5 protein-coding genes and 1 pseudogene are annotated in these 8,152 nt (G+C 73.1%); 3 read left to right on the top strand and 3 right to left on the bottom strand.

Annotation, left to right across the window (positions count from 1 at the left end; all coding sequences use genetic code 11):
- The 3 genes and pseudogenes from ABFX54_RS55075 to ABFX54_RS55065 all read right to left on the bottom strand — a co-directional run.
- Positions 1-1,003 (bottom strand): annotated as a pseudogene (locus ABFX54_RS55075) (chromosome partitioning protein ParA); the annotation flags it as partial.
- 78 nt (positions 1,004-1,081) lie between these two features.
- A complete protein-coding gene (locus ABFX54_RS55070; protein ID WP_346115332.1) occupies positions 1,082-2,323 on the bottom strand; it encodes a hypothetical protein in 1,242 nt (413 codons plus the stop codon).
- Positions 2,320-3,519, bottom strand: a complete 1,200-nt coding sequence (locus ABFX54_RS55065) for a hypothetical protein (RefSeq protein WP_346115331.1) — start codon at positions 3,517-3,519, stop codon at positions 2,320-2,322. Before ABFX54_RS55065 ends, ABFX54_RS55070 begins: the two co-directional genes overlap by 4 nt.
- A 194-nt stretch (positions 3,520-3,713) precedes the next feature.
- Here ABFX54_RS55065 and ABFX54_RS55060 point away from each other — a divergent pair, with 194 nt between their 5' ends.
- From ABFX54_RS55060 to ABFX54_RS55050, 3 genes are read left to right on the top strand one after another with little or no spacing between them, the layout of a single operon-like run.
- Positions 3,714-5,855 carry a fibronectin type III domain-containing protein gene (locus ABFX54_RS55060; protein WP_346115330.1) on the top strand — a complete coding sequence of 714 codons (2,142 nt, stop codon included), beginning with the start codon at positions 3,714-3,716 and terminating at the stop codon, positions 5,853-5,855.
- Between the two features lie 13 nt (positions 5,856-5,868).
- Positions 5,869-6,945, top strand: a complete 1,077-nt coding sequence (locus ABFX54_RS55055) for an AAA family ATPase (RefSeq protein ID WP_346115329.1) — start codon at positions 5,869-5,871, stop codon at positions 6,943-6,945.
- 10 nt (positions 6,946-6,955) lie between these two features.
- Entirely contained in the window at positions 6,956-8,095 is a 1,140-nt protein-coding gene (locus tag ABFX54_RS55050) for a DUF58 domain-containing protein (protein WP_346115328.1), read from the top strand.
- The last annotated feature ends 57 nt before the right edge of the window (positions 8,096-8,152 follow it).

Genomic DNA, 8,152 nt, shown 5'->3' with positions numbered 1-8,152 from the left:
GGTCGAGGTCGGCGGCCAGCGCCTCGTCCTTGACGGCCGCGTCCGCCAGCCGGCGCGCCTGCCGCCCGCGCCAGCACCGCAGCGCGTCGGCCAGCCGGATCCTGGCCTGGTCCCTGCGGTCGAACGTGCTCAGCAGCGCCTTCGACTCCGACTCGAACTCCGCCAGCCGCTCGGCCGCCTGCGCCGCCCGCACCCGCTTGGCGTGCTCGTCGCGGCGGGCCTCACGCTCCTGCTCCAGCTCGGCGTCCAGGCCGGTGAGGGCGGCGATGGCCTCGAAGACGCGCTCGGGCGAGATCTCGTTGAGCGGCTGGGAGAGCAGGTTGGTGGCGACCTTGCTGCGTACGGACGTGGACAGGAACGACACGCACCTGACCCGGTCGCCGTAGAGCACCTTGGTCAGGTCGCGGGCCACGACGTCGCGCCGCCCGGCCGACTTCGGCAGCGACGCCCAGATCTCGTCGGCCCGCGCCACCCGCTCGGCCTCGGACGGCGACGCCGCCAGGTGCACCCCCTCCCGCCAGCGGATCTCCAGGTGCGGCGCCTCCTGGTTGACCTTCAGCCAGACGGTCAGCGCCCCGCCGGAGGTGTCGGGCACCTCGAACAGCTCCCCGTCGCTGTCAGCCGTGGAAGAGGCCGCCTCAGGAGGAGACGTGTCCTCCTGAGGCTCGAAGCCCTCCATGCCGGGCGGCCCGAAGACGCCCACGATGTATCCGTGGTCGGCGCTGGCCCACTGCCGGGCCCCGGCGCCGCTGGCCAGCTCGGCGTTGAAGAGCAGTTCCGACATCGCTTTGGCGCCGGAGGCGAAGCGCCACTGCTCGTCACCCAGCAGCGCCGTGATCGAGGCGATGAACGACGACTTGCCCGCCCCGTTGGAGTCCTTCGGCCCCGCGCCCGCCACCACGATGAGCGTGCCGGGGACCGTCGGCACCGGATGGGTCGACAGCCGCGAGATGTTGACCGCCTGCACGGCGATCAGCACCCGGTCTCCGACGACGTTCTCCACCTGCGACACCTGAAACCCCCGTTGTCCTTCCATTCGCCTTGAAAACCGACAAAAGCCACTACAAAGCCGCGAAAGCCGTCACTTCGCCGATCTTCGCGCCAGTACGGCCGCCGCCAGCGGCGTGTTCGGCCCCGCCGCCAGGATCAGCTCTTCCTGCAGCCGCCGCCTGGCCGCCGGGGTGAGCCGGTGGAACTGCGGCCCCGGCACGTAGCCGCCCGCCTCCTCGCCCGCCTTGACCTGCCCGATCAGCCCGGCGTGCCGCAACGAGCGCAACGCCGCCTCCAGTTCGCCGATCGGCAGCTGGGTGTGACGGCGCAGCTCGTCGACCGGGGTCGGGTGCGGCGACAGCCAGGAGTCCTCAGGCAGCAGCCCCTCGGCGCGCGGGATGGCCACGGAGTGCACGAGCACGAGCGTCAGCACCGCCCGCTCGCTCACGCCCAGCCGGGTGCCCTCGCCCTCGGAGCCGCTCAGCTCGGCGGCGACGGCGTCGTCGTAGCCGGAGGTCCAGCGCTCGCGGTGCCTGATCAGCGTACGGCCGCGCCTGGCCAGCATCTCGCCCAGCGTGTGGCGCAGCGCCGGATCGCGCAGGGCCGCGAACCGCACCTCCTGCACCGGCTCCGCCGCGTGCTCGACCACCATGAACGCCGCCACGAGCTCCGCCCGCCGCCGCTCGTCGTAGCCGCTGAGCAGGTCGTCGAACTCGGCCGCCCCGCCCTCGGCCCGGCCCCCTGCTCCGGCGGGCGCCGCGGGCTGGGGGACGGCAGCGGCCACGATGTCGGCGTCGCCGACCACGGTCAGCTCGGGCCGCTCGGGCTCGGGCAGCCGGCGTACGAGCTCCTGCAACTGCGCGTGCGACTCCACCGGCCACAGCGCGCACCTGGGCCCGAGCAGCACCACGCCGTCGTCGACGACGATCCAGGCGGAGTCGTGCAGCCGCCGCAGCGCGCCGCGCGCCCAGTTGCGCATCAGGTCGTCGGTGCGGCCGATCAGCTCGCGGTAGGTGTCGAGCACCAGCTCCACGGGGGCGGGCTCACCCGGCCACGGATCCACGGACTGGTCGCGCCAGCAGCACTTGAGCACCGCCGCCAGCACCCGCCTGGTCTCCCCGGACCGCTCCACCGAGACGGGCGGCACCTGGTGCTCGTCGAGGAGCGACGGCGTCACCCCGTCGGGCCACACGGGCACGGCCTCGCCGGTGGAGTCGGGCCTGGTCAGCCGGAGCATGCCGGGAGCCGCCGCCACCCCGGCCCCCAGCCGGGCCGGCCCGCCCGCCCGCACCCGCGCGTGGGCGACGGCGTGAGCCCGCCGATCGGCGTTCATGAGACCCGCTCCAGGTAACCGTGGGAGAGCCACGCGGGCTCGCGCTCGGGATCGACGCTCAGCCCGTCGGCCCAGGCCAGCCGGTAGGGCAGCTCGGGTCTCAGGTCGACGGTGGTGAGGTCGGCCAGCACCCGCCGGGCGGACGGCCAGTCGGAGCCGAGCACGTCGGCCAGCGCGACCCGGTCGGCCTCGCCCAGCAGCGACTCGGCCATCCGGGTCAGCCGTTCGAGCGCCGCGCCCGGCGAGGAGTCGAGCGAGGACTCGGGCCCGGGGTCGGGCAGGTTGGAACGCGGGGGAGTGGGCTGGGCGGGGGCGGGGCGCGGGGCCTCGTCGACGGCGCGGGCGATGGCGGCCGGATCGTGCCACGGCGCGGGCGCGTCGAAGACGAACCCGTCGAGCACCGCCGCCAGCCGCTCCCTGGACGCCGTCTGCGCAAAGGTGCGCCACGTCTCCGTCGGCAGCAGCGTCAGGTTGCGCGTCATGCCCGCCGAGTCGGCCAGGCGCCCGGCGGCGCGGCGGGAGGCGTCGCTGTAAGCGTAGATGGCCGCCCGCAGGTCGGTGCAGACCCGGTCGAGCTCCGGCCACCGGGTCAGGATCGTGCCGTGCAGGCTCTGCGCCCTGCGCGCGATCTCCTCGGTGCCCCACAGCTTGGGCGCCTGCTCGCGCAGCTCCTCGATGGTGCCCGTGGTGAGCGTGATCAGCTCCAGCGCCCACAGCCGGAACGCCCGCGCCAGGTTGAGCGCGCTCTGCCTGGCCTCCTCCATCGTGGTGCGCGGATCGGCGACGTTGAGGTCTTCGAGCGCGAGCAGCCGGTGCATCTCCGACTGCCCGCCGTCGTCCATCATCCGCCGGATGAACATCAGCCCCACCACACTCGTGAACGAGGCGCGGTAACGGAGCTGGTTGGGCTTGGGGAACACCTCGCGGATCGCGCCGAGCCCCTTGAGCACGCGCAGCCGGTTGTCGAACTGGTCGGCGGGATGGGCCCGGCAGGCGAAGCGCATCTGCTCGTGGGTCAGCCACTCCTCGCCGGCCTCCGCGAACGCCGCGAACAGCGTCTCGGCGATGTCGACCAGGGCGGGATCGTCGACCACCGCCCCGCTGTCACGGGCCAGCGCGGCGAACATGCGGCGGTAGGTCGACAGGACCGCCTCGTCGGTGAGGACGGAGTCGAGGGTCAGTGGCTGTTCGGACACGGGCACTAAGGTACGGCTTCACACCGACACTCTTGGCACGTCCGCACCGCGAGCCCAGCCCGATGCCCAGCCGAACCACAGGTATACCAGCGAGTACGTACGCGTACGGGACGCCTGGGCGCTAGGGTGATGCCCGATAACACGGGGGCGAAACACTCAGTAATCGTACAAACCGGGGTGAGTGACGAGTGCGCATGCTCCGAGGCGATCGAGCCACGGCGTTGGTCGCCGCCGCGCTGGCCGCGATCCTGGTCGCCGTGGCGGCATGGCTGGGCGTGGGCGTGTCGAGCGCCAACCCCAAGCTGGCCGACGTCGGCGCGTGGCTCTGGACGAAGGCCAGCGGCAAGATCGTGCACGTCAACGGCCTGTCGGGCGAGGTGGACGGCTACCTCAACGACAAGGCGGGCCGTCAGCTGCGGGTGGTGCAGGACGGCGGCGACGTGCTGCTCGTGGACGACCAGACCGGTTACGTCAGCCGGATCGAGCCGAGCCAGCTCAGCGTGGCCCAGACCCGCGACTTCGGCGCGGCCGGGCTGCAACTGGCCGTGTCCGGCGGCACGGGCTACGCGGTCGATCCCGCGAGCGGCCGGATCCAGCAGCTCGACCCCGCCACGCTCAACACCGTCGGCGACGCGCTCACCCTGCCCGCCCCGCTCGGCGCGGCCCGCATCGACGGCGGCGGACGCCTGTGGGTGCCGGTCACCGCCAGGGGCGAGGTCGTCCCGGTGGCCGAGGGCACGGCGGCGGCCCCGGTCAAGGTCGGAACGCCCGGCGAGGAGCTGTCGGTCACGATCGCCGGCGGCCTGCCCGTCGTCGTCAACAGCCGCGCCGCCACCGCCACCGTCATCGGGTCCGACGGAGGGATCGGCGAGATCACCCTGCCCAAGGGCGTCTCCCAGGCGGCCAAGGGCGGCGCGCTCACCCCCGCCGCCACCGAGGGCTCGCTGGTGCCGATCCTGACGCCGGGCGACTCGGGGCTGCTCGTGGTGATCGACACCGCCTCCAACGCCGTGCTCAGCACCAAGTTCAGCACCGGCGACCCGGCCGCGCTCGGCACGCCGCAGGTGCTCGGTACCAAGGTGTACGTGCCCGACCAGGCCAGCGGCTCCTTGATCGTCTGGGACAGCGCGGACGGCGGCCGGCCCACCACGCTCAGGGTCGCCCAGGAGCCGGGCCCGGTGGACGTCTTCGTCAAGGACGGCCTGCTGTGGGCGAACGACGAGAACGGCGACAAGGCCATCGTCATCGACCCGGAAGGCCGCAAGCACGACATCGCCAAGGACGACTCTGACGTACCGGGGCCGACCAGCACCCCCAAACCCAAGCAGACGCCGCGCACCGACCCGACGCGGACCGACACCCCGCCAGAGACCGACCCCGTCGAGACCACGACGCGCGCCCCGGTCCCGCCGGCGACGCGTGAGCCGACCCGCGAGCCTACTCGTGAGCCGACCCGAGAGCCGACCCGAGAGCCGACACGGACGCCGACGCGGACGCCGTCCTCGACTCCCACGCCGAGCGCGCCGGCGCCGCCCGGCGGCGTCACGGCCAGGTCGGGGCCGGGCAAGGTGACCGTCACCTTCAGCCCCTCGGCCGGCGGCAAGGTCGACCGGTACACGCTCAAGACCTCCGGCGAGGGCAGGTCCGTGCCGCAGTCGGTGGGCGCCGACGGGCCGTACCGGTTCGAGTTCACCGGCGGGAGCTGTACCGGCGAGTACACGTTCACCGTGGTCGCGCACTGGCAGGGCGGCGAGGTCGAGTCCGAGCCGAGCGCGGAGGCCAAGCCCTGCGTGGCGCCCGGCTCGCCGACCGGATTCGCGGCCAAGGCCAGGAACCGCGGCGCGGAGCTCACCTGGAACGCCCCCGAGGGCGCCGACGACGCCACCACGTACGAGCTGACCGGCGCCGCCACCAACGACGCGATCAAGGGCACCTCGTTCACCGTCGAGGGGCTGAAGAACAACCAGAAGCACACGTTCAAGCTCAAGGCCAGGAACGCGGCGGGAGAGAGCCCCGACGTGGCCACCACCGAGGTGGACCTGGCCTACCCGAAGCAGCAGTACAAGAACGCCAGCAACGAGGACACCAACACGATCATCCGCACGACCCCGTCGGCCGGCGCGAAGGCGGGAACCATCCCGCAGAAGGAGTACATCACCCTGACCGTGATCTGCCAGGTCAAGGGAGCCTCGTACACCGACTCGTCCACCGGCAAGACCAGCGACATCTGGAACCGGATCGAGAGCCAGTACGGCAACGGCTACCTGAACGACACCCTGGTGGCGACTCCGGACGGAGGCTTCCCCGAGGGGCCCCTGTTCGAGTGCACCGACTGAGAAGGGGACTCAGTTGAACCAGTACAACTACGGGGACCAGAACTACGGGGACCAGTTCGACCAGACCGCGCAGCCGTACCAGCAGCAGCCTCAGGTGCCGCAGCAGCAGGCGGCCCAGCAGGTTGCGCAGCAGCAGCCCGCGCAGCTGGCCGGGCAGTTCGCCCAGCGCTTCCAGCTGCTCGCGAGCAACATCGAACGCATCATCCGCGGCAAGCACGAGGCCATCGAGCTGGCTCTGATCTGCCTGTTCGCCGAGGGGCACCTGCTGGTCGAGGACGTGCCGGGCACCGGCAAGACCACCCTCGCCCGCTCGGTCGCGGCCAGCGTGGACGCGGAGTGGCGGCGCATCCAGTTCACGCCCGACCTGCTGCCCAGCGACATCACCGGCGTGTCCATCTTCAACCAGGCCCACCAGAAGTTCGAGTTCCACCACGGGCCCGTCTTCGCCAACATCGTGCTCGCCGACGAGATCAACCGCGCCTCGCCGAAGACGCAGGCCGCGCTGCTGGAGGTCATGGAGGAGCGGCGGGTCACGGTGGACGCCGAGCCGCATCCGGTGCCCAGGCCCTTCCTCGTCGTGGCCACGCAGAACCCGGTCGACATGGACGGCACGTACCCGCTGCCCGAGGCGCAGCTCGACCGGTTCCTGATGAAGATCTCCGTCGGCTATCCGGACCACCTGTCGGAGGTCGAGGTGCTCAAGGGCATGCCGACGGGGCCGCAGGTCGAGCGGCTGCCGGTGGTGGCGCGTGCCTCCGACGTCGCCGGGATGATCGACTTCGCCTCGCGGATCCACGTCGCCGACCCGGTCTACGACTACATCGTGGCGCTGTGCGGCGCCACCCGTACCAGCCCCCACCTGCGGCTGGGCGCCAGCCCGCGCGGCAGCCTGGCGCTGCTGCGCGCGGCCAGGGTCAAGGCCGCCGCCGCCGGACGGCACTTCGTCGTGCCCGAGGACGTCAAGGTGCTGGCCGTCCCCGTACTGGCGCACCGCCTGATCCTCACCCCAGAGGCCGAGCTGCGCGAGGTCACCGCCGCGACCGCGCTCGGCGAGATCCTCGCCGGGATGCCGGTGCCGCAGGCGGCCTAGGGTGCGGCTCATGGCGGTGCTGACGCCGCTGGGCCGGGGCACGCTCGCCGGCGCCGTCGTCCTGTACGGGGCCGGGTTCGCGCTCGGCTACCCCGAGCCCGTCGTGCTCGCCACCGGCGCCCTGCTCGCGCTGGCCGCCGCCCTGGCCTGGACCGCTCCGAAGCCGCGCCTGGAGGTGCACAGGGAGGTCACGCCGGTCAAGGTGCCGCGCGGCGACGCCGCCGTCGCCGTCCTGAACGTGGCCAACCTCGGCGGCCGGGGCCTTTCCGGGCTGCGCGCCCAGGACCGGATCGGGGCCGACGAGCACACCGTCGACCTGCCCAGGCTGCCCAAGGGGGCGACGCGGACGGTGTCGTATCCGCTGCCGACCGGCACGCGCGGGCAGATCCCGGTGGGGCCGCTCGCGCTCGTGCGCGCCGACCCGTTCGGGCTGACCCGCCGCGTCCGCTCGTACGGCCGCCCCGCGACTCTTCTGGTACGGCCCCGCACGGTCCCCCTGCCCGTCCCGCCGTCCGGCAAGGCCCACCACCTGGAGGGCCCCACCAGCGACAACGCGCCCAGCGGCACGGTCACCTTCCACACCCTGCGCGAGTACGTGGTGGGCGACGACCTGCGTCACGTCCACTGGCGGTCGAGCGCCCGCACGGGGACGCTGATGGTGCGCCAGCTCATCGACGCCAGCCTGCCGACCACGACGGTGCTGCTCGACACGCGGGGGCTGACGGAGCCGGCGGTGGACGCGGCCGCCTCGGTCGCCGTGGCGGCGGCCCGTTCCGGTTTCCCGGTACGCCTCCTCACCGACGCCGGGCCCCTGCCCGACACCCGGACGGACGCGGAGGCGGTCCTGGACCGGCTCGCGCTGGTCCAGGCGAGTGTTTCGGGGGGACCTTCCGGGGACTCTCTCGGAGCCTCTTCCGGGGGCTCTTCCGGGGTCACGGAGGCGCTGCGGACGGCGCGGGGCGGGGGATCGCTGGTGCTGGTGACGGGGGATCCGGTGGAGGTGGGGCGGGTCGCCGGGGTACGGCGCCGCTTCGACCGGGTCATCTGCGTGTACGTCGGCTCCGGCCCCGCGCCCGCCGCGCCGCCCGGGGTGTCGGTGGTGCGTGTTTCGTCGCTGGAGGAGTTGCCGGTGGCCTGGGGCACCCGATGACCGACCAGACCCTCGGCGGGCCACCTCCCCCGCCCGGCCCCGGTCCGCCGCCCGCGT

Source organism: Nonomuraea maheshkhaliensis (genome assembly GCF_039529435.1).
Lineage (GTDB): Bacteria > Actinomycetota > Actinomycetes > Streptosporangiales > Streptosporangiaceae > Nonomuraea > Nonomuraea maheshkhaliensis.
The sequence above is the reverse complement of the archived record's forward strand: the minus strand, read 5'-3'. Positions and strand labels throughout refer to the sequence as shown.